The following is a 20,124-nucleotide window of genomic DNA, read 5'->3' on the forward strand; positions in this document are numbered from 1 at the left end:
CGAGGCGTTTTAAAACGAATCTATCGCAGAGATCTCATTTGGAATGACAATCGCAAAAAGGATTTTGAAAATCAACAAAGTTTTTGAAAGAGTCTCAAATGGATTTTGCTTAACTTTTAAATATGAGTTAATTTAAAATTATAATAATTAAAAAATGAAGTGATAAAATGGATGACAAAGAAATCAACGTTAATTCTCCTGATGAGATAATTATTGTGGTGCCTGAAGAAGCAGTTCAGGATGGTGAATTGGAAATCGATTTGGATGAATTAGGAATTGACATTGAAGAATTAGGAGAAGATGTCGACATTGTAATCCAGGTTGAAGGCGCTGAAGATAGTGATGATGATTTTGATGATGAAGTTTATTTAGATGAACCGAATGAATGGAGCTTTGATGAAGATCCATATAATGTGGTCTACTACGAGTTTCCGGATGACGATGAGGAATAATTAAATGTCAAAAGAAATACCTTATTATACTCTTGATGAAGAAGGAAATTCACATTCAATGACTTCTGGTGAAGCATACATTGATGATGAGGATTTAAAGGATTTACTCATAGATTTATTGGGTGATGATGTTTCTCAAGAGGAAATTCAAAAGATCCTTGATGCAGCATCTGATAAGGATTTGACTGAAGAAGAGTTTGACAAGCTGCTCGATGAATTTATTTTAAAAAATAAAAATTAAATTTCTTTATTTTTAGCCAAAAAATATAACATTTATATATAATGATAAAGTAATATTTAATTATCATTATTCTTTAAGGCTCTTTTTTGCTCTCAAAAATTAGACTGTCAATTATCTTGCCGATGGTCTGATTGAAAAGAGGCTTAAGAACTGCGATTATTATTTATATATTATATTTATTTAGGTGAAATAATGGCAATTTCTCAAGGAAAATCAACTAGAAGTCCATCAGGTGCAAGAAATGTTGCAAACCGTGGAAAAAGGAAATCAGAATTAGGAAGAGATCCTGCTGAAACTAGATTAGACGAAAAAAAATTAAGAAAAATCAGAACCCGTGGCGGAAACGAAAAACTCAGATTAGCTACCGGTAATAAAATCAACGTAACTGATTCAAACGGTAAAACCAAAGTTGTAGATATTCTTGGTGTAATAGAAAACTCTGCAAACCCTAACTACGTTAGGAGGAACATCATTACCAAAGGGGCTATTGTAGAAACTCCTGAAGGTAATGCAAAAGTTACATCCAGACCTGGTCAGGATGGAGTAATTAACGGAATTTTAATTTAAGGATATTTATCTTTAAATTCTCTTTTTTTATATTTTTTTCATAATTTTAATATACTTGTTTTTATAAACATTATTTCGTAATAATATTTTTTTAGGAGATAAAATGTCAGATGATAAAATTAGTATGAATCATGGTGCTGGCGGAGAAGTAATGGCAAATTTAATTTCCAGCACAATTTTAGATAATATCACTAAAAAAAGTGTTAATGGTGGTATTAGCTTAGATGACCTAGATGATGGTGCATCTATTCCAATGGGCGATTATGAAATTGTTATGACCACTGATGGTCACACTATCGATCCGTTGTTTTTCCCTGGTGGGGACATCGGTAGGATTTCAGCCGCAGGAACAATAAACGACGTTTCTGTTATGGGCGCTCAACCGTTGGCTTTATCAAATGCAATAATCATGCAGGAAGGTTTTCCAATTGAAGATTTGGACAGAATCATAAAGTCATTGAATGAAACCTGCGCTGAAGTTGATGTGGCCGTAATTACTGGAGACACAAAGGTAATGCCTCAGGACAAGCTTGACGGCATTGTCATGGTGACTACCGGTATTGGAATAGCCAAGAAAGGTGAAGTGGTTCGTGATTCCGGCCTTGAAGTCGGAGATAAAATCATTGTCACCGGCAGTTTGGGCGATCATGGAATGAGCCTGATGTCATTTAGGGAAGGATTCGGTTTTGATACTGATTTGAAATCAGATGTTGCCCCAATGTGGAATATTATTAAAAAAGCTTTAGAAATTGGTGGAGTTACTGCAATGAAAGACCCTACCCGTGGAGGATTTGCCAATGCAATCAATGAAATGGCTTCAAAAGCAGGTGTTGGTGTTGTATTGGAACAGGAAGCAATTCCTATCAGGGAAGAAGTTCATGCAGTATCTGAAATGCTCGGTATTGATCCATTTGAAGTAGCCAATGAGGGTAAGGTTGTAATGGGAGTTAAGCCGGATAAGGCCGAAGCAATCCTTGAAGCAATCAAAGGCGAAAAATATGGTGAAAACGCTGCAATTATTGGTGAAGTCGTTGAGGGTGATTATGTCGTTGTCAACACTCCAATCGGTGGTGAAAGGATTCTTGAAGCACCAATTGCCGATCCAGTTCCTAGAGTATGCTGAGGTGATTAGATGACTATATTTTCAAAAAGAATTGTAGCTTACATCCTTGATTTTATTATTCTTTCAGCTTTTATGTGGATTGTATCCTACTTCATATACGGATTAGTTGGTGCTAAAAACGTATACGGTGTTTATCAGTTCTTCCCATATTTCGTACCGGTTTTAATTTTCGTTTACTTCGTGGTAACTGAAAAATTGGCTGCTGCCAGTATGGGTAAGGCAATTATGGGTATTGAAGTCAAATCAAAAAATGGTGCCAATATTTCCTGGTTACAGGCTATTGTACGTAACTTAACCAAAATATATTGGGTCCCAATTATATTTGATTGGCTTATTGGTAAATTCCTACGTACTGATAGATTATTCAACAATATAACAAAGACTACTGTTGTAAAAAAACATTTTTAGATTATTAACTGATGGGTATGATAAAAAAAGTTCAGGTGCTTTGGTATTTAAACAAGGATGATTTGGAAAATTACTGCATAGATTTTAAGGAATATAAGTCCCATAAACTTGAAGGATATGAGATTGTCGATGTTGATGAGGATTTAATCTATGATTTATGCGACCGTGATCCTGACAGGCTTGAGCCTTTGGGATATTTTAAAAATATCAAGGAACTTGAAAACTATTTATCAGATACCATAACAAACAATGAACTTGATTTGGAACTTGATTCTCCGGAACTGAAAAATAAAATCCAAAATGCCATTGATTCAGTTGAATTTTCCGGTGAGGATTATTATATTTCAATCGGTGACGGCATTGGTGAGGATGGCACTCGCATAGCCAGCTGGTTTGATTCACTGAGACGTGAATATAACAGTTCCTCAAAGGATAATGTTTGGGTTTTGGCTGTTACCGGATACGATCCTTATGAACTGTCCCTGACAGGCAGAACTTTATCTTACGTTTTGGCAGATATTTTAAACGTAACTGAGGCATCACTGGACAATTTGATTCCAAATAAGAATCGTATAACCATTGAAGAATGGAATGAAATTTTAGATAAGGTATATAAGAAAAACAAAATCTATTTGGGTTTAAATAGAGTTGTTTAACTATACTTCTCCTTTTTTGAATTCACTCGGCGTGAAATATGAAACGTTTGCCAGGTTATTTTTGATGAGTTCCTGGTTTATATCGCAATCATCTGTGTATACTATAGCCAGTGTTCTGTCATAGTTATCTTTTGGTTTTTCATCGTCAATATTGAGATATACTGTTTTTCCAAGGCACTTTTCCACAACGAAATTCTTTGCCTGACTGATTTCAGGTTCCTGTGAAGGTATCTTGACCTGTGTCATCTGCACTCGTCCTACACCGTATACCTGTATTGTATTGCCGTCGATAACCTCAATGCATTTTCCGGCTTTTTCATAATGCACGGTCTTGTTGTTTATGGTTAGGGTTCCAGTCTGGTTTTCCTGTGTGTTTGTATCGCCTAAAAATACATTGGCCAGTGTCAGAACGGTTGTTACCAGAAATATGATTAGTAATATTATTGATATGGTTTTCTTGTTCATTTTGCATGCTCACAGTCGTTTTTGAATCTGCATGATCGGCATTTTTTAGGATTTTTTGTCGCAATGAATGGTTTTGTACCTTCAAAGAGTCCATGCATTCTGTCAATTGTGAATTTGATTTGTTTTTCAATGTCAGGAGTGAATACCTCAATCCAAAAGAGGTTATCAGTTCCCCTTTCCCTGAGTGCCGCCTTGATTTTTCTATCGTCACCGGTCATCTCCTTATATGCAAGGCAGTATGCCCTTACCTGATTCATTGTTGATTCATAAGGGGTTCTTCCAGGTTTGTCATCGATTATGACAATTTCTTCAGGTTTCATCCAGATTTCATCGATATATCCTCTTATTCCGTATTCCGGAGCCACAACAAATACTTCCCTTGACATTGATGCGCTTTCCTTTGAAGCTTCAACGGCATCCTCAAATGTGGAGGGTGTTGCGTCCTGTTTGAAGATTTCTTCAAGCTGGTTGTGAATGTTGCTTCCCTGTGTCATTGCTGCTGTAGGTTGTGTTTTGATACCTTTCATGTACTCTAGATATATCTGGTATTCGCAGTATCCTTGTTGGTTGAGCCAACTAATTGGGAAATTGTTTTTACCTTCGATTATTTGAAGACCTTTTATTGAAGGATGTTCTTTAATTTCATATTCCTTTTCATATTCGGTAATGTTTTTTTGTTCCATATTTTAATATTTGTAATAAACAATAAAGTATTTAATTGTTTTAAATTCAAAATTATCCTTATGCATTTTGTAAGGGCAAAGGGTATTTTCACCTCGGACTATGGAATCAACATTTATCGCGGATGCACCCACGGTTGCATATACTGCGATTCAAGAAGTGATGTGTATCAGATGAACCATAAGTTTGAGGATATTGAGGTAAAGGAAAATGCTCCTGAACTGCTTAAAAGGGAACTGATTAGGCGTAAGCCATTCATGATAGGAACTGGGGCAATGACAGATCCTTATATTCCACTTGAAAAAAGGCTTAAGAATGTAAGAAAGTGTCTTGAGCTGATTTACAGGTACGGATTCGGTTTTGCATGCCTTACAAAATCTGATCTTGTTTTAAGGGATATTGACCTTTTGAAAAAAATCAATGAAAAGACAAAGGTCGTGGTTCAGATAACCATAACAACTGCCGACGATGATTTGTCCAGGATTATCGAGCCTCACGTATGTCCTACCTCAAGACGCATTGAAGTTCTAAAAAAGTTAAAGGAGAATGGTATTCCAACGGTCGTGTGGCTGTGTCCTATACTGCCCCACATTAACGATACTGAGGAGAATATTAATCTTATTCTGGACGCCTGCATTGAAAATGAGGTTAAGGGCGTATTGAATCTGGGCATGGGATTGTCCCTAAGGGAGGGAAACCGGGAATACTTCTACAAAAAGCTTGATGAAAAGTTTCCTGGGCTTAAGAAAAGATACATTGAGGAGTTTGGCGACAGCTACTTCATTCACAGCTCAGACAACCGAAGGTTAAGGGCGATACTTAAAAGAAGATGCAATGAGCACGGCATACTGCACAATCAGGATGAGATATTTGAGTATATGCACAGGTTTCCTGAAAAATCAGTTCAGACAACATTGTTCTAAAGTGTTAAATAACTATTTTTTCAAATATTATATATGATGAAATTCAATGATTTGAATATTTTACCCGAAATTAAGGACTCTTTAGATGAACTGGGGTTTTCCAAACTGACCCCAATTCAGAAACTGGTCATTCCAAAAGCCTTGGATGGCATTGATTTGATCGGTCAGGCACAAACAGGTTCTGGTAAAACATTTGCATTTGCAGTACCTATTATTGAAAAGATTTTTATTCCAGACAGGTCTCCACAGGCAATTGTTTTGTGTCCCACAAGGGAACTTTCAATGCAGGTTGCTTCTGAAATTGAGAAATTGGGCTCAAAAATCAAGAAATTAAAGGTTTTGGCCGTTTATGGTGGTCAGCCCATCGGCAAACAGACAAGAGTACTGAAAAAGGGAGTTCATGTTGTTGTAGGAACTCCTGGTCGTGTAATTGATCATATTGAAAGGGGAAACCTTGATTTGATCGGTATTGAACGTGTGGTTGTTGATGAAGCCGATGAAATGTTGGAGATGGGATTTAGAGAGGACATTGAAACAATTCTTGCAAGAACTCCCCGCCAAAGGCAAACCTTACTTTTCTCAGCAACAATTCCCGCTGAAATCAAGCAGATTGCAAAAAAATATCAAAAGGATCCTGAATTTATTAAGGTGTCTGATAGCCGTAAAAACATTCCTAAAATAACACAATATGCATTCAAATGTGATATCAAGGAAAAGTTCAATGGCTTGACTCGTCTGATTGAAGCATATGATGTTAAAATGGCATTGATTTTTTGCAATACAAAAAAGAGTGTAAATTATGTTTCCAAACACTTGAAAAATGATTTTAATGTGGACAGCATTCATGGTGACATGACCCAGCAGATGAGGGATAAGGTAATGAACAAGTTTAAGAACGGCAATATAAACATTCTTGTTGCAACAGATGTTGCCGCACGTGGTCTGGACATTTCCGGTGTTGATTTTGTAATAAACTATGATGTTCCCCAAAACATCGATGACTATATCCACAGAATCGGAAGAACTGCAAGGGCAGGAAAAACAGGTTCTGCATTCATGCTGGTTTCAAAGGATGAAATGTCAAGGTTTAAAAATATCAGAAAGGCAAACCCTTCAAAAATCATTGAAAAGGAGTTTCCCACGCCTGAAGAATTAGACAGTCTAAAAACAGAAAAGATTTTAAATCATGCCAAAGCACTGATTCAGGACGGTGATTTGGATGATTATGTAAATATTATTAAAAAAGAGTTTAAATATGATAATCTTGAAGTAGCAGCAGCTTTGCTGAAAATGATGAGGGAAAATTGATTATTTTCCACCATCTATGATATTGAATTTAATTTTTTCTTTTTCAAGTTCACGTGTAAACGCTTTGCTCATGTCTCCAACACAGATTGCAAGAACATTCAGTCCTTTACGGGCAGCATTTGCACTTGCCTGTGGTGCGGCAAATTCGATGTCAATCGGTAAATCAAGTTTGTTTGCAATAGCACGTGAAACTGTTCCGGCAACGGAGATTTTATCAAAAGCTTCGTTGGTATTTGTTCCCTTGTCGTATATGTTTTTAATTAAGTTTAAGTCAGACGCTTTGGATCCTCCATCCTTGATGGTCGGCACGTTAATGACGGTAACTTCACCAACAGCCATGTCAATGATTCCTGTCAGGTTAGTTAATGCCACATCCATATTTGCTTCAGCATCTTCCAGAACAACTCCTGTTGCATTTTCCTCTTTTTTGTGAGCGTACAACACTCCGTTGTCCATGTATAATCCGACAATATCGTCTTTTTCTAGTTTTTCTGTCGCAATAGCTGGCCAGATGGTTTTATAATGATTCATTGTTTCTAAAACTGAATCGGAATATTTTCTTAAGCTAATTGCATCCTTTTTTACTTTATCAATACCACTTTGTGTAATTTTGTAAGGTGATCTTCCGTCTTTGGAAGTGATATATCCTAATTCGATAAGAGTTTTGATATTTTCTGAAACAGCCTGTATTGTAATCCCTAATTTTTTAGCCAAATCTTTTTGTTTGAGGTGTGGGTCTTGTTTTGATATTTCACTTAATATTTGGAAATGTGTCAATGCACCTCTCTTTTTAAATGCCTTCATCATTTTCATTCCTCAATTAAAATTGATTAATTAGTATTTTTATCTTTAATAGTATATATACTAATTTGTTAGTTTGCCTTTGAGTTCATTGTTGAAACGTTCAAGGAATTCTTCTTTTTTCTTAATAGGTATATAAGCTCCGCATGCCATGGAGTGGCCTCCACCACTTCCCCCAACTTCTGCGGAAATCTTACGAATTATATTTCCAAAATGAATTCCATCGTATGAAAGCAGTCTGGAGCATCTTAAAGATATTTTTAATCCCTCTTCATCAGTTTGGGTAAATCCTATAACTGGTTTTTTCCAATTACAGTATCCTAAAATCATTCCGGTTATTGTACCGACGATTTCAGGTTTAATACCAGTTCCATCAAAATATTGCAAGTTTTCAAGTTCAATTATATTTGACTGTTCACTATCCGCAACTTTTTCTATGGATTGGGCTAAATTTCTACGGTGATCTCTACTGACAGTTTCCAGTTGGTCCAATGCAACAATTCTGTCACCTTTTAAAACTTCCATTGCTATTTTCTCTTCGTGATTTCTTCCACAGGCATTCATGGCTGTTGAAAATTCAGATGCATCTCTTAAAAAACTGTCTCTGTCCTCCTTTAGGAAGGTATATGAATCACCTATAATTAATTGGGGAATATATTGAACATATCGTCCTGGCACCACTTGTGATATCATTCCTGAAAGACGTTGGTATAGCTTTGACTTGTCTTCCATTGTAAGTTCATTCAATGTTTTCCTGTGGTGCTTTTCATCGATTCCAAGTTCTTCGAGAATGGCCATGGTTTCGGCGGTGTTGTTTGTAATCGGCAGTTGGACGTCATTGAAGTATGAAAGTGCAACAAACAGCGGACGGGTATTCCTTCCGTAGATATTGAGGTCATTTCTTATGACTTCAAGGTATCCTCCGTCAATCGCATCCTGTTCTATAAGGCTATTTAGTCCTTCAAAATGGCCTGAATGAGTATTCTGCATGTCTCCAATGGCTGATAAAACACCAATCCAGCTCAAATCTGTGTATCCGAATTCTTTTGAAAGGAAATAGCACAATCCTCCTCCGCATACATAGTATGATCCGTCAATGCCGTGATGATGAGGGTTTATTTCCAGATAAGTGTAATCCTTGTCGTCCTTATAGTTCAAATCCCTTAGTGGGGGGTGGTGGTCAAGTATTAGAATCTTTTGTCCTTTCGTTGCCTTGCCGTCAACAAGCTGGCCTGAACCCAAATCCGAAAAGATTGTAAGTTCATGTGTCAGTTCGATATTGTCAAGGACGTCTAAATTGACGAATTCGATTTCATGTTCCTTATCCTGTCTGTCTAGTATGGTTGATAGTATTGCGCCTGAACAGATTCCGTCACAGTCAATGTGGGAATATACCTTAATGTCCTGTGATGATTCGATGAGTTCCCTTGCCTGTGAATATTGTTCAGACATTAGTTGTGGTATTTGCATAATAATCACTTAAATATCTATTACTTATCAGCTTTTTCTGATAACCTTTATACTATAAGATTTGAATTGGGTTGTTAATTAAATTTATGGAAATCGTTCATATCATAAAAATTAAACATTAGTTCAACGATAGAATAAAATATTATTCATAAAATCAAAAAAATCAGATTTTTATAAACGAGGCACAAAAAGGATAATGCAAATAAAATTAAAGTTCATAAAAATGTAAAAACACAACGAGCCACACTAAATTCAATGAGATAATGATAAATATTGTGGAGGAATTAACCTCCACTTGAACCTTTTTCCTATTGTGCCTAATTAACATTATTTGCATTAATAGTATAAATAATTGAAATTAAGAATTAATTTAATCAATATCTTTTGAATATCAATGTTTTCTCAGTGATATCAACCATTATCTTGTCGGATAGTTTGAAAACATCTTTTCCACTATCGCACATAATTTCATAATCTTCAGGAATATTCTCAATTATTTTCTTCAGTACTTCAATAGTTAATGCTACCATACATATTAATTTGCCAAGGAGTGTATTTAAACCAATAACACAAAGCTATCCCAAATCTCTCCCAAATCCATTCCAACTCCTAGTCTAGATAGGTTGAAATTTACTTATTGAAATATCAATGAAGTGATTAACCTAATGAATGGGATTAGATTTGCATCTATTAGAATAATCAACCCATTCACTAGAATTATCAATGAAACTAATAACTAGAATTAAAATCAATAAATCTATATCTCTCAACTAAAATTTAGACATTTCTTAAAACAATAGTATACCTCAACTATTGTTTGGAGAGATGATTTTTCATGTAAATAATTGTTTTCTTGAACTTTCCATTGTATTTTTCATAAATTATTGTAAATTTCAATAAATGATATATATAACTATAAAACAATATATTAACAAGATTAATGATTTATTCAATTAATGGGAGGAGAATATGAAAAATAAAGGGATTATATTCAGTATATTTTCATTATTATGTATATTTTTAATAATTGGAACTGTTAGTGCCGTTGAAACTAATACAACCAATTTGCAAGCTGAAAATACAGATATTTTAGAATATACTGTCGAAGATCAAATTACTGCAACTACTACTGATGAATCATTGGAAAGTGCTAAGAATAATGAAGTTCTAGAAGTTTCAAAAAATGAAGAAGTTTTAAATGCCGAGAATAATGTGGAAGTTTTAAAAGCTGATAGTAATATTGAGGTTTTAGGAAGTTATAACACTAAATATGACTTTGATTGTGATTATGATGAGTCTGTTCAGGAAGTGAACCATCACTACACTTTCTACACCCAACATTATGGAAAACAAACATTAGATGTAGATGCAAAAGATGTTAAAAAACTTGCTATAGCTAATTCTAACAAAAAATATAAAATAATAACTTATGAAACTATTAAAAAACACAAAGTTACCATAAAATACACAAAAACTTTCTATAAGAAGTTTAAAGAAATGGGGCACACCGTTAAATTAACAAAAAAACAATGGAAAAAAGAACTCAAAAAGGTAAAAAAATTACTTAAAAAAGGTTGGAAAATCAGTAAAAAAACAAAAAACAAAATAAAACTTGTTAAAAAAGTAAAAAAACGAACAAAAATATATTTTGATTTGATAAATGCTCCTTGGGGACATAAATACAAAGATTCAGCTTATAGTGACTCATATATTAGGATATATACAAAGTATTATCCTGATTTGGATGAAGATGTCGCACCTGTTCTTTGGTAATATGACAATTCAAATTTGTATGTAATGATTGATTAAAACAATAGCTATCCTAAAAACCTAACAAAATCTTAATGAAACTATCATTGGAGATGTAACTTCAACGAAAATGTCCTAAATCACTACATATATCTATATTAAAAGAAACTAAAAAACTAATTGCATTGAATTTAAAAATAATGTAAAAAAATAGTGGAAATATCAGGATACAAAAGTCCTGACACTTCCACAGTTGAAAACAAGTGAAAATTAGAATAGGTCAATGTGTTCAATATGGACGAATGAATTTTCACCTTCCTCTGCTTTTACATATTCGGTAACACGGACTAACACTGATCTGTCATCAACATACAATATTCTTGCGGTATCATTCATATAGTATTCATCTTCAGGATTAGGATTTGCGGTGAATTCATCTCCAACCTTTCCAGTCTTTAATTGTTGAAAAGTAATGCCGAATTCCTGCTTTGTATTAAATGTATTTCTGCCAAAGCTAGTGTATTCTAGTGTAATTGCAACACTCTCTCGTGAAACTTCAACCACATCTTCAATACTGCATCCCTCAACTGAACCCAATAACTTTTCTATGACATCCGCCACTGAGCCATTTTCTCCTTTCATTTTATTGATTTTTTCAAGTGAATCCTTTTTAATTCTTACAGTTGTGTAATCTACCATAATAATCACCTAGCTATTCAAATCTCACTAAATCTACAGTTTCTGTCAATTTTCTTGTTTCATAGACTGCCATACTTTTGACTGTTCTGATAAGCCAGTCTTTGCCAAAATCATTGATTAATTCCTTTTCAAAATCATTGAAATCACGATTAAATCCAAGTATAAATCCCCAATGGTACAGTTCATCATTCTTGTCAATGAAAAATGACACTCTCATTGTTTTTCTGATAATAAAGTTAAATCCATACATATAATCACCAAAAAAGAAGTGTTAGATTAACACTCCTTTAATGATTTCGACGGTCTCATCCATTTTTAGCAAATTTTTCTTGGATTTGTCCAGAGAATTGCCTATTCCATGATTATAAACTTGTTTTTCAATGAGTAGCTGTTCATAGTGGTTGATTAGGCAGATTTTAAAATCTCTTAATAATGCTTCCAGTTGTGTTAATGGACTTCTAACTGCTTCATATTCATCGTAAGCAGTCATAATGAGTCTATCATCACCCTCATACATTTTCTCATATGAGTCGCATTTTTCTTCAGCTCTTTTAAGGGCATCTGCAAGATTTAATTTCATCTGTTCAACATCTTTTTCTGCTATGCAGATTAGTTTTACATCGTTTTTCATTAATTCTGTTAAGTAGTCAACTCGGTTCATAATATCAGCTCGTTATAAATATACTTCAAAAACTACATCACCATATCTGTTAAATGAAGTGGTAAATGTAGCCTGAATGTTTTTTAAATGATTTTCAACAGTTATTGTGTTTCTTTTGGAAACTTTGATGGTATGCCAATTTTCACGGTGGTGTTCAATGCTTAAACAGTTTCTTTCAATAGGAATTAATTTAATGTTCATATTATCAGCTCGTTATTCATTTACAATTTTAAAATCATCTTCACCATAGATCAGTGCTAATCCACTGCCGTTTTCCCATTTCACATGTATTTGACCAATGTCATCAATGTGGTAAATGACACCACGAGTGCCTACTGGAGGTGCTTGTGGGTCATTCATACTTACCAATTCTACTGTTGTACCAACAGGATATTTTGTTTCAATCATTTTCTTGTCATTTCTAAACATTTCGGTCAACTCGTTTAACTTTTTTCATTCCCACCTTTGAGGTTCAGGTAATACACCTTCTCTTACAAATTTACCAAATCCTACGCAGATAAAGGTGAAGTGGCACTTAGGACAGTGAAATTGGTTCAATTTCCTGTCAAAAGTGTAAAGTCCAGCTACAAAATCTGCTTCTTCACCACATTTTTCACATTTTCTTGTTTCTACACTCATTTATTATTCCTCCAATGATTCATTGTATAAATTCTCAATACATTCTAATAAAGCACCGATACTCATGTCATCTGATATACATTCACCTAATTCTTTTAAATCTGAGATAGTTACATCTTCAGGAACATCGTAATGTTTTTTATTCATTAAATCAATAATATTCATTCAAATCACCTAATAATCAAGTGCTTCCCTAGTAATTGCTTTTAACTCATCGTACAATTCGGAAATTGTCATATCTCCATCTCTACAATCGGTTAGTTCATCTGAAAATTCCAAATCTTCATCTGAGATTAAAGTGCTAGCTGGGTAATCTTCTCTGCTTCTTTTATTCTCACAATCTTTAACAACTCTCATAACATTATACATAGTGTGGAGACAGAAATCAGTTTCTTCAAAGTAATATACACAATCTTTACATTCGTGTCCACAATCGTCATTTTCTAAATTCATACACATATTTATCAACTCGTTTTACATTTTAACTGATATTTAATCATTTTAAGCTCTTACAAGCCGTTTTAAATATAGTTAATTATAGCTTAGCCACCCAAGTATATAAAGGTATCTCTCTTGTAAATGCCTAGATTTAAAAAAAAATAAAATATAGATTAAATAATAATAAACTAATAATTATATGGGCATAAAACATTAAATTAATCAATATTTGGATTAGTTTTTTATTTTCATCTTAGCAATGAAAAAAATATTACTAATAGAAAAAATAAAAAAAATAATATGAATTCTGAGAAAAAAGGATGGTTTTGCAAAAATTGTGGGTGGGCTTTCAATTACGGTGAAAAATGCGACATGTGTGGAGTCAGTAAAGATGCGAAACGATGGTTTTGCAGGAATTGTGGTTGGGGAGACAATTATGGAGATACTTGCAATTATTGCGGTGTTAGTAAAGATGCTAAACGATGGACTTGTAGGAATTGTGGTTTTCCTGACAATTACGGTGATGTCTGCAATCATTGTGGGTATGGTGGATTATATTAAATGAAAACAATTGATTTCTTCAATACTATCTATATTTAACTTAATTAAATTGGGTTTTGCACCTTGTTGTATGTAGATATAAAAAGAATGGTCTTTTAAAATAAGGCAAACCTGCAAGACATTAAGATATTCAATGTTATCTATCATTAAATTAATCTCAAAATCGGTTTCATTATAGAAAGTTAAAATATCACCGTAAGCATTGCCATTGCGGACTTCTCTCTCCAGTGGAGTTTCATCTAATTTTTTGATTAAAACTAAAATATTCATTGTACGAACCTTTTATAAATCATCTCGTGCCTATCAGGCAAGTTCAATTCGTGTCTTTTTTCATTGATTTGTGCTTGTTTGTTTAGCACCTTTCTTGTCAGTCCTTCTGATTTATACAATTTAGTTACTTGTCTTTGTTCATAATCCAAATAGACTGCATAGATTTTTTTAAGGATAAAATTCATTGTTATCACCTCAGTTTTTTGTTAAAATCAATACGGATTTTTGGCTAATGCCACTGATATATGACTTTTCGACAGCTAATGATCTATTCTCAATATATCCACAATAACAGGAACTAGTACATTTGTTTCCAAGTGAATTTAAAATCTTGAACATATTTGTTTTCACATTAATTTCATTTATAGACTCATAGTGTCCCCATCTGTCACGATAATTCAAATGTATGATTGCATCAACATTCTTTTTACAAATAAGCTTTGCAAGACCAGTTATTCCTAAATCTTTGAAATTTTTCTCCTGAACAGTAATATTTACATTGTATTTTTTGTTTACCATTGCAACGGCTGTCCTGATACCTTCGTGGCTTGTTCCTGAAGTGGTAGTGCCAGCCCATTTTGCTAATTGTGATTGGCTGACATATATTCCAAATTTATACAATGAATGTTGTAAGGCACAAACTCCACAGTAATAACCAGTATTTTGACCCATTGCATCGCAACCTTTTTTAGATGGGTGAGGAGATGATTTATAAGGATTACTGCAATTGTTAGTTGTAGTTTTAGCAGCGCTTTTTAAATCGTTTGAGTTATATGTACTGTAATTAGGCAATCGGTTGTTTTTAAAGTAGAATACCAATATTTTTGATAGGTTGTACAATACCAAGTCAGGATTCACTTTTACTCTTGTTTTAGTGGTCGTAACATAATTAGGTACAGTTCCATTTTGAGTTATAAACTGCACTATTCTTTTAGATTGGTCTTTATAGTCGTTTTCATAGATTTTTTCATTTATCGAAGAACCTGTTGGATTACTACATTTTTTAGCACTTTTGACATTGAACTCCTTGTTTAAATGATTTATAGTGTAGGAGAAAATGTAAAAACATTCTGCATAACTAAAAAATTTATTGTTTATTTTAACAGAATTAGGTGCTTTCTTGTTCTTTTCAACATATTCCTTGACTTTTTCACTTAATTTTTTTATTTCTTCTTTTTTTACCATTTTATCAACTTGTTATTCATTTATTCCGTTCTTTGCCAAACATTCACTGCCAAATAGGGTGGTAAGTTTTTTCCTTTCCCATCTACACCTGCAGGATTGTTAGTGGCAGTTTCTGATTTATTAGTCGCAGTAGTATTTGCAGTATTTGCTTGTTCACCAATTCCTCCATGATTTGAAGTATACATATAATAATGTGAACCTGAAGTATAACTCATATTTCTTTTGGAAGTAAGTGCTAAATTAATTCCTTTTTCAGAATTAACAAAATTAGCATTACTATTTGGAGTATGATTATGAGCATTTTGAGTGTGGTTATGGGCATTCTGTGTGTGATTGTGTGATACGACAACAGCATCTGCCGAACCTCCACTTGACCCATTGGAATATGACTCCCCACTTGCTAATAAGAATTTATCTTTGATTTGCACCCATGTTCCTCCAAAGAGATAAGCTGGATTAACATCGTTTACACTCATATAAATGCTTCCAACAGGATAAATCAAATCAAATAAATCGCCATAACCAACTTTCATTGCTAATGAGTTATTTAATTCAGTTCTATTAGCATAATTGCTTAAATCCTGATGTTCTGTCAAGTATTGTGGGTGCAAATGGTTAATATTAGATTTAGAATTATCTAAATCATTTAATGCATTATAAATCTCTGATAAATCAATTTCCGTAATACTATCTGTTATTACGATTGATTGATTCAAATCTCCATTCAAAAAACAAATTATTCCTTCACTACCAATATTAGTTGTTCCGATTGTTTTTTTGTAGATTAATATGCCTAAATCCTCCACCTCTACATCTGAATACGGTTCATCACCGTAATTTTTGACTATTTTACAGGATTTTGGAGGAGGATTGTTATTTGCTTCACTGTGGATTAATGTGATAAATTCATCTATTAATGTTCTATTTGACATTTAATCACCTATTTTAGTAAATTGAACCCTCTGAACTGTGATATTTGTCATCACCTGCAAATATACAATTAAATCCGTGGTTTTCAAAATAAATGCTTACAGAAAAAACACCGTTAGTGTCAGTTATTGCAGAATATTTTTTATTATTGACAGTATCTGTAATCTGTATTGATTTATTGGCAATTCCATTGTTATTGGCATCTACTAATTTTCCTTTATATGCAACCATTGGGCTTTCAGGTGTTTTTCCTAAATTAACAATTGATGTATCGTAACTAATTGCAATTCCTGTTAAATCCTGTTCAACTCCATTGTTATAGTAATCTCCACCATAGTTTAAACTATTCCATTCATTAGGACAATAATTTGCACTTGATTTTCTCAATGTAATTTTGAAAAAGCCCTCGCTATCAGTAGTAGTTGTATTGGAATAATATTCGTCATAGATAATCTCCACTCTTGACCTTACAATTGGATTTCCTGTTTCTGTTACAACTAAATAGCCTGAAATGGTATCTTCAGTTATTATGACATTTCTAAATTCAGAATTATGCTTAATTACAGTAAAACTGTGAGTAATTGTAGAAGCATCATAATAGGTGTCTGCATTAAAATTGAAAATCAAACTTCTATTGCCACTTCCAAATGCGCTACGAGTGTAAAAAACACCGTTTTCATCGGTAGTGAGATAGGTTACATTATTACTACTATTTTCCCTCACAGTTACAGTTTTATTTGCAATAGGTGTGTTATCAATGGAATTGTACAAAACACCCTCAACTTCATATAATGTTTCAGAAGCATAAATTGGTGGAGGACTGTTCCGTTGTATTGTCATATGTGTAGGAATTTTGACTATAACAGTAGCACTTGCATTACAGCTTTTATGAACATTAGTTTCATCATATACCAATTTTAAATTGTTATTTCCAGTATTCAGGCTATTAGAAGTGAAAGTTATATTTCCCAAATCATCGGTTGTTAAAGTATCAATTAAAATGTTATTGTTATACAATTTTACAGTTAAATCACCAATAGCTTCATCATTTATGAGTAATGTTCCTGTTAATGTAATTTCATCACCGTAAACAACACTATCATTATTTACATTCACTGATAATGTGGTATTCAATTTATTAACAACTACATTAACTTCACTTCTTAAACCAAGGACTTTTGCAGAATATATATGATTGCCAACGATATTTGGAGTAAATGTTAAAGAAGCAATTCCGTCATTATTGGTTGATTTGCCGCCAATTAGAACATTGTCTTCAAAGAACTGGATTGTATAATTTCCAATATTGTCTTCTCCATTCAAATTTGCAGTTAGGTTAATTGCATCTCCTAAATCGATATTGTTGTTATCAACACTCAAAAGCAAATTAAAGTTACTATTAACAATTTCTGGAACATCAAATGATATGCTGATACTTACATCAAAATCCAAGATGCTATCATTGATATAATTCTCCAAAGGAATTGCGACATCTGAATCCTCAATTAAATCAATGCTAAATGTATCTTTACTTATGAAATCTCCTTTATTCTCTTCACAAACATTGGCTCCTGAAATAGAAAATACGGTAAATGTTAATGTATATTTTGCATTTAAAAAGAATGGATTAGTCAGTTTAACTGTTAAAGGATTGTTTTTTACTTTGTCATTGACAATAATTCCAGAATCATTTCTTAATTGTCCTTCGACATTATTGAAAACATAACTGGCATAAATTCCAGTGATGGATGATTCTTCTTCAAAATTCAAACTTGTGGCAAGTGTTCCTTTTTTCCTCAAACGATAGACAAATGCATTGAACTCCTCAGTAGACAATGTATCGCCAATATTTTTGATATTATGAATATCCTCATTGAATATGATATTGTCTTTTGACTCATCAGTAACGAATGATAAATATGTTTCGCGGTCATCTTTATGTAGGATTAGACAACGAGTTTCCATTAACCTATCATTTACATTGCTACTGATCACTTTACTACAATAAAACAATGGGAAAATTCTGTAAATTTTATCTTCAATTATAGGTTCAACTTTAAACAGATGGCTTGTTAAAATATCAGTTAAACTCATAGTGAAATTAGCTCCAACAGTTTTATGGAAATGTTGTATTTCTTCATTCAATATATTTGAAAAATACATCTAAACATCCCTCCATTCTATTTTTCTAATATTATTCTCACTTTTCCAACTAGTACGTGTAATCTGAACATTATTTTTGTAAATCCAATCCGTACCTAGTAAGATATGACATACACAGGTATCTTCATTGCCTAAATTAGGACTTGAAATAACAGATGCATTAATTTGAGGATAATAGTATTTTGCAAAAATATGGCTCTTATTATTGAAAGGAGATTCAAAGAATGGTAAGCTGTCATTATATTTCAAATGATTTGTAGTATACCCATTAAAAAATGTATCTTCACCCAATCCAATCAAAGCCTCTGCAAACTTAATATCTATATTATTATCAGATAAAAAGTCAGTATCGTAATCTATATCAAATGTAGAATTGGTTATTTCAACAGTTCCATTGTAAGCAGTTAAAAATGCAGGATAATCTGTATCAACACTCTCATTAAAACTATTGAACAATGCTCTACAATTTTTTATGCTGATTTCTCCACCGTGGTAAATAGTGTGATGGCAATTGATGAAACTGCAATCCACCAATTCGGTGATAATGCTGTCATAAGAACTGTCATAATCTGCTGAAACTACACTTCCCTTGTAATTATCACTGATAATAGCATTATTGAACCTACAATTTTTTAAAACTAATTTTGTATTAATCTCTTGAATGAAACAATTAGTGCCATTAAAGAAGTTAGCATCATCTATTTCGATGGAAACTGAATTAGGGACATTAATATGAAATGAACCCAAATAAATATTGTGATTATTTGAATAAATCATCAGATTATTTGGTATTAAGAGATTGCTATTAAATGCAATATCATTTGTTAATTCAATTATTTCTGCTCCTGCAATAATATTGCTTTGTAATTCTTCATAACTACTTGCAGAGGAATAATTGCAAGGTAAAACAATATCATAAACACTACTATTGACTAAATCAATTTCATTAATCATTATTTTTAATTTGGCAGGTTTATTATCAATCTTATCTGTTAAATCCAAATCAAAGCAATAATCATTTAATTCACTATCATAGACAACTGGAATGACAGTATTGCCATATTGAACTTCTATATCTAATGATTCTTCACCGACTAAATCGCCGTTTGGCAGGAAATTAGCATCTATGTTTATAGGAATATGATTTATTACACCTACTGTTGCACTTTCATTGCTTAAATCAAATATCAAGTCATTTTTCTTAATTAAAACAAGTAAATAAAAAGGATAACTTAAATCACTTATAACATTTACTCCCTGATTTACTGTTGTAATATCATAAGAAAATGTTTCATTGTATCTTAAATCTTTCATATTCAATGGATTGTGTTCCTTATTCAGTTCATCATTGTTTAAGACATAAACTGTATCTCCTTGAAAGATTTCTTCAATCTTGCCTATTTGTTTATTAGTGTAAAAGCTACAAAGATACAATATTAAACAGATGCTAGGCTCATTGATAGTTACAATTAAGTGATTATCACGAAAAGTTGCCGTTAAATCCAAATATTCACCATTATTTTTGGTAAAATAGTAACCTCCACTCCATAATGAATTGTGAATTTCAAAGGAAAAAACATGAGTATTGCCATTTATTGAATGAGAGACAATAGAAAAATCATATAATACACTATCAAACTCTTGTTCACTGATTTGACTTGTATTTATCTCATAAAATTCATTAATAACATTTAAATTAACACTATTAACATCTTCAACGGTTAAAAAACTCAT

Annotated in this window: 29 protein-coding genes; 10 read left to right on the plus strand and 19 right to left on the minus strand. The window is 32.9% G+C overall.

Annotated features, from left to right (window positions below):
* The first annotated feature begins 167 nt into the window (after positions 1-167).
* The 6 genes from QZV03_RS04855 to QZV03_RS04880 all read left to right on the plus strand — a co-directional run bounded on the left by QZV03_RS04855 (position 168) and on the right by QZV03_RS04880 (position 3,447).
* A complete protein-coding gene (locus tag QZV03_RS04855; RefSeq protein ID WP_296874573.1) occupies positions 168-452 on the plus strand; it encodes a hypothetical protein in 285 nt (94 codons plus the stop codon).
* A gap of 4 nt (positions 453-456) precedes the next feature.
* Positions 457-693 carry a hypothetical protein gene (locus tag QZV03_RS04860; protein ID WP_296874574.1) on the plus strand — a complete coding sequence of 79 codons (237 nt, stop codon included), beginning with the start codon at positions 457-459 and terminating at the stop codon, positions 691-693.
* Between the two features lie 192 nt (positions 694-885).
* Positions 886-1,260, plus strand: a complete 375-nt coding sequence (locus QZV03_RS04865) for a 30S ribosomal protein S8e (RefSeq protein ID WP_296874575.1) — start codon at positions 886-888, stop codon at positions 1,258-1,260.
* Positions 1,261-1,363: 103 nt separating this feature from the next.
* The gene (hypE, locus tag QZV03_RS04870) at positions 1,364-2,383 is read left to right on the plus strand and encodes a hydrogenase expression/formation protein HypE (protein WP_296874576.1); all 1,020 of its coding nucleotides are present in this window, start codon (positions 1,364-1,366) and stop codon (positions 2,381-2,383) included.
* A 9-nt stretch (positions 2,384-2,392) separates the two neighbouring features.
* Positions 2,393-2,791 (plus strand): RDD family protein, encoded by a 399-nt coding sequence (locus QZV03_RS04875; protein ID WP_296874577.1) that lies wholly within the window; start codon positions 2,393-2,395, stop codon positions 2,789-2,791.
* A 17-nt stretch (positions 2,792-2,808) separates the two neighbouring features.
* Positions 2,809-3,447, plus strand: a complete 639-nt coding sequence (locus tag QZV03_RS04880) for a hypothetical protein (protein WP_296874578.1) — start codon at positions 2,809-2,811, stop codon at positions 3,445-3,447.
* Here QZV03_RS04880 and QZV03_RS04885 read toward each other — a convergent pair whose 3' ends face one another.
* Positions 3,448-3,912, minus strand: coding sequence for a thermonuclease family protein (locus QZV03_RS04885; RefSeq protein ID WP_296874579.1), 465 nt, complete (start codon positions 3,910-3,912; stop codon positions 3,448-3,450). It lies immediately after the preceding gene.
* Positions 3,909-4,595 carry a CRISPR-associated protein Cas4 gene (gene cas4 / locus QZV03_RS04890; RefSeq protein ID WP_296874580.1) on the minus strand — a complete coding sequence of 229 codons (687 nt, stop codon included), beginning with the start codon at positions 4,593-4,595 and terminating at the stop codon, positions 3,909-3,911. Before cas4 ends, QZV03_RS04885 begins: the two co-directional genes overlap by 4 nt.
* Positions 4,596-4,655: 60 nt before the next feature.
* Here cas4 and QZV03_RS04895 point away from each other — a divergent pair, with 60 nt between their 5' ends.
* Positions 4,656-5,516 carry a radical SAM protein gene (locus QZV03_RS04895; RefSeq protein ID WP_296874581.1) on the plus strand — a complete coding sequence of 287 codons (861 nt, stop codon included), beginning with the start codon at positions 4,656-4,658 and terminating at the stop codon, positions 5,514-5,516.
* A gap of 33 nt (positions 5,517-5,549) precedes the next feature.
* Positions 5,550-6,824: a DEAD/DEAH box helicase gene (locus tag QZV03_RS04900; RefSeq protein ID WP_296874582.1), complete on the plus strand. Its 1,275-nt coding sequence runs from the start codon at positions 5,550-5,552 to the stop codon at positions 6,822-6,824.
* On the opposite strand, the gene QZV03_RS04905 is transcribed toward QZV03_RS04900, so the two are convergent.
* The 3 genes from QZV03_RS04905 to QZV03_RS04915 form a co-directional block, all read right to left on the minus strand.
* Positions 6,825-7,628, minus strand: a complete 804-nt coding sequence (locus tag QZV03_RS04905; RefSeq protein WP_296874633.1) for a winged helix-turn-helix transcriptional regulator — start codon at positions 7,626-7,628, stop codon at positions 6,825-6,827.
* A 60-nt stretch (positions 7,629-7,688) separates the two neighbouring features.
* Positions 7,689-9,098 carry a single-stranded-DNA-specific exonuclease RecJ gene (gene recJ / locus QZV03_RS04910; RefSeq protein WP_296874634.1) on the minus strand — a complete coding sequence of 470 codons (1,410 nt, stop codon included), beginning with the start codon at positions 9,096-9,098 and terminating at the stop codon, positions 7,689-7,691.
* Between the two features lie 371 nt (positions 9,099-9,469).
* Entirely contained in the window at positions 9,470-9,625 is a 156-nt protein-coding gene (locus tag QZV03_RS04915; RefSeq protein ID WP_296874583.1) for a hypothetical protein, read from the minus strand.
* A 439-nt stretch (positions 9,626-10,064) separates the two neighbouring features.
* Between QZV03_RS04915 and QZV03_RS04920 the strand changes: the two genes are divergently transcribed.
* Positions 10,065-10,868, plus strand: coding sequence for a hypothetical protein (locus QZV03_RS04920; RefSeq protein ID WP_296874584.1), 804 nt, complete (start codon positions 10,065-10,067; stop codon positions 10,866-10,868).
* Between the two features lie 246 nt (positions 10,869-11,114).
* On the opposite strand, the gene QZV03_RS04925 is transcribed toward QZV03_RS04920, so the two are convergent.
* The 8 genes from QZV03_RS04925 to QZV03_RS04960 are packed head-to-tail and all read right to left on the minus strand — an operon-like array spanning position 11,115 to position 13,302.
* Positions 11,115-11,543 (minus strand): hypothetical protein, encoded by a 429-nt coding sequence (locus QZV03_RS04925; protein ID WP_296874585.1) that lies wholly within the window; start codon positions 11,541-11,543, stop codon positions 11,115-11,117.
* 13 nt (positions 11,544-11,556) lie between these two features.
* Complete coding sequence (locus QZV03_RS04930; protein WP_296874586.1) at positions 11,557-11,793, minus strand: hypothetical protein; 237 nt, start codon at positions 11,791-11,793, stop codon at positions 11,557-11,559.
* 21 nt (positions 11,794-11,814) lie between these two features.
* Positions 11,815-12,204, minus strand: coding sequence for a hypothetical protein (locus QZV03_RS04935; protein WP_296874587.1), 390 nt, complete (start codon positions 12,202-12,204; stop codon positions 11,815-11,817).
* Positions 12,205-12,216: 12 nt separating this feature from the next.
* Positions 12,217-12,405 (minus strand): hypothetical protein, encoded by a 189-nt coding sequence (locus tag QZV03_RS04940; protein WP_296874588.1) that lies wholly within the window; start codon positions 12,403-12,405, stop codon positions 12,217-12,219.
* Positions 12,406-12,417: 12 nt separating this feature from the next.
* Complete coding sequence (locus tag QZV03_RS04945) at positions 12,418-12,633, minus strand: DUF4314 domain-containing protein (protein WP_296874589.1); 216 nt, start codon at positions 12,631-12,633, stop codon at positions 12,418-12,420.
* 24 nt (positions 12,634-12,657) lie between these two features.
* Positions 12,658-12,843 carry a hypothetical protein gene (locus tag QZV03_RS04950; protein WP_296874590.1) on the minus strand — a complete coding sequence of 62 codons (186 nt, stop codon included), beginning with the start codon at positions 12,841-12,843 and terminating at the stop codon, positions 12,658-12,660.
* Between the two features lie 3 nt (positions 12,844-12,846).
* Complete coding sequence (locus QZV03_RS04955) at positions 12,847-13,008, minus strand: hypothetical protein (protein ID WP_296874591.1); 162 nt, start codon at positions 13,006-13,008, stop codon at positions 12,847-12,849.
* Positions 13,009-13,017: 9 nt separating this feature from the next.
* On the minus strand, positions 13,018-13,302 hold the full coding sequence (locus tag QZV03_RS04960) for a hypothetical protein (RefSeq protein ID WP_296874592.1): 285 nt from the start codon (positions 13,300-13,302) through the stop codon (positions 13,018-13,020).
* A 370-nt stretch (positions 13,303-13,672) separates the two neighbouring features.
* Between QZV03_RS04960 and QZV03_RS04965 the strand changes: the two genes are divergently transcribed.
* Complete coding sequence (locus QZV03_RS04965; RefSeq protein ID WP_296874593.1) at positions 13,673-13,846, plus strand: hypothetical protein; 174 nt, start codon at positions 13,673-13,675, stop codon at positions 13,844-13,846.
* Here the strand turns inward: QZV03_RS04965 and QZV03_RS04970 are convergent.
* The 6 genes from QZV03_RS04970 to QZV03_RS04995 are packed head-to-tail and all read right to left on the minus strand — an operon-like array spanning position 13,834 to position 20,124.
* Entirely contained in the window at positions 13,834-14,112 is a 279-nt protein-coding gene (locus tag QZV03_RS04970; protein WP_296874594.1) for a hypothetical protein, read from the minus strand. The two genes, QZV03_RS04965 and QZV03_RS04970, sit on opposite strands and share 13 nt — an antisense overlap.
* Positions 14,109-14,297, minus strand: a complete 189-nt coding sequence (locus tag QZV03_RS04975; protein WP_296874595.1) for a hypothetical protein — start codon at positions 14,295-14,297, stop codon at positions 14,109-14,111. The genes QZV03_RS04970 and QZV03_RS04975 overlap by 4 nt, the downstream gene beginning before the upstream one ends.
* A 10-nt stretch (positions 14,298-14,307) precedes the next feature.
* Complete coding sequence (locus QZV03_RS04980) at positions 14,308-15,297, minus strand: pseudomurein-binding repeat-containing protein (RefSeq protein WP_296874596.1); 990 nt, start codon at positions 15,295-15,297, stop codon at positions 14,308-14,310.
* 20 nt (positions 15,298-15,317) lie between these two features.
* Positions 15,318-16,229 carry a phage baseplate protein gene (locus QZV03_RS04985; protein ID WP_296874597.1) on the minus strand — a complete coding sequence of 304 codons (912 nt, stop codon included), beginning with the start codon at positions 16,227-16,229 and terminating at the stop codon, positions 15,318-15,320.
* Between the two features lie 13 nt (positions 16,230-16,242).
* Positions 16,243-18,390, minus strand: a complete 2,148-nt coding sequence (locus QZV03_RS04990) for a hypothetical protein (protein WP_296874598.1) — start codon at positions 18,388-18,390, stop codon at positions 16,243-16,245.
* The gene (locus tag QZV03_RS04995) at positions 18,391-20,124 is read right to left on the minus strand and encodes a hypothetical protein (protein ID WP_296874599.1); all 1,734 of its coding nucleotides are present in this window, start codon (positions 20,122-20,124) and stop codon (positions 18,391-18,393) included.

It is taken from the genome of uncultured Methanobrevibacter sp., from assembly GCF_902788255.1.
Classification (GTDB): Archaea; Methanobacteriota; Methanobacteria; order Methanobacteriales; family Methanobacteriaceae; genus Methanocatella.